Consider the following 1749-nt stretch of genomic DNA (forward strand, 5'->3'; position numbering starts at 1 on the left):
TTCGTCGAGTAGCGCCTGCTCAGGCAGGCCATTGATCAGCAGAACACCACTGCGGATCTCCCCGTTCACCTCCGCCAGTTGCCCCATGCTCCTCACCACTTTCACGGTGTCGAAACGCGGGTCATCGGCCAGCCAATCCACCAGGCTTCCCTGCACATCCCAGAGCCAACTGGCTGGCGGCAGCTCCGCCATCATCGGGATGTCACCCTGCTCGCTGGTCATCTGGATACTGAAGCTGAACCGGGACCCCAGCCCCGGAGTACTGTGCACATGGATCTCTCCGCCCATCAGCCCCACCAGTTCGCGACTGATGGACAGCCCCAGCCCGGTACCTCCATAGCGACGGGCGGTATTGGCGGAAGCCTGAGAAAAACGCTGGAACAGTTGCGCTTGCTCGTCCTGGGTCAAGCCAATGCCGGTATCGGTCACCGCAAAGGTGAACAGCGGGGCTTCGCCGCCACTGCGACGGCACACCAGGGACAATACAACCCGCCCATTGCGGGTAAATTTTACTGCGTTGCCGACCAGGTTGATCAGGATCTGGCGTAGCCGGATCGCGTCCCCCACCACATCCGAAGAAGTGTGCGGATCCACATCCAGAATCACCAGGGTGCCATTATCACTGGCCGGCAAATTGAACATCTGCACGCATTCCGCCAGTAGCGTCGGCAAGTCAAAGCGTTCTTCAACCAATTGCAGTTTGCCTGCTTCAATCTTGGCGAAATCCAGCACATCGTTGATCAGCGCTGTGAGGGTACGGCCGGCGCTATCAATCAGGCTGATATATTCCTGCTGCCGTGGCGACGGGTCGGTCTCGCGCAACAATTCCGCCAAGCCGATCACGCCGTTCAGCGGCGTTCGGATTTCGTGGCTCATGCGGGCAAGGAAAAGACCCTTGGCCTGGCTCTCGGCACGGGCATTGATCGCCCGGTAATTGGCCCGGTACACCCACAACGCCAACCCCAACACCAGCCCATACAGCAGCACGATACCCAGCATCATCCAGACCGTGGCCCGGGCCTTTTCCTGGCGAACATTGCTGAGCAGCTGGTCCGCCAGGGAAATCAACGTGGCGGACAGCCCATCCAGGGATTTCATGGCACTGCGGCTGTGGTCGTAAGCCTCTTCCCAGGAGACCTGAATGCGTGGCGCCAGAATCAATTCCTGCTCGGACCACTCCAGAAACGACAGCAAACCGCCCTGCACCAAGCGCCACTGCTGCTGCAACTCAATGGCACCGGTACGTGCCACCAGCGCCTTGATTTCGCTATCAATGATAGTCACCTGGTGCTGCAAACGCTGCCAGGCATTCTCCAACCGCCGGGCGTCATTGTCCCCCAGGTAACCGCCACGCAGACTCACATACAGAGCCAGCGCCCGGATCAGGCCGATATCTTCCTGGGCCTGGCGGAATGACCCCAGCGGCAAAGACAGCACCTCATTGGGTTCCAGCCCCTCGCCTATGGACAGATCCGACACAAACAACACCGTGGACAAGGCATTGCTCAACCGTTGGGTAATCTGGTTCACGTTGTCGAAAGGGCCAACCACATCCTCAAGGGGAATACCGGTTTTCACCGTCAGGTCGCGCCAGGCCTCGCTCAGCAACCCGCCCTGATCATTCAGCCCCGGAATATCCCGCTGCCGGACACGCTGCAGGAAGTCCAGCAAACGGCTGCCGGCACGGGAGCGGCTGAGTTCAAAGCGGGACACGATTTCCGGTTCCTGGGTGTGAATAGCGACCGGCGC

General features: G+C 60.0%; 1 protein-coding gene. It reads right to left on the reverse strand.

Translation table 11 applies throughout. The features are described from left to right. On the reverse strand, nt 1-1749 hold a 1749-nt coding region (locus A3730_RS22525; RefSeq protein ID WP_063539000.1), incomplete at both ends, for a HAMP domain-containing sensor histidine kinase.

Source organism: Alcanivorax sp. HI0044, from assembly GCF_001634945.1.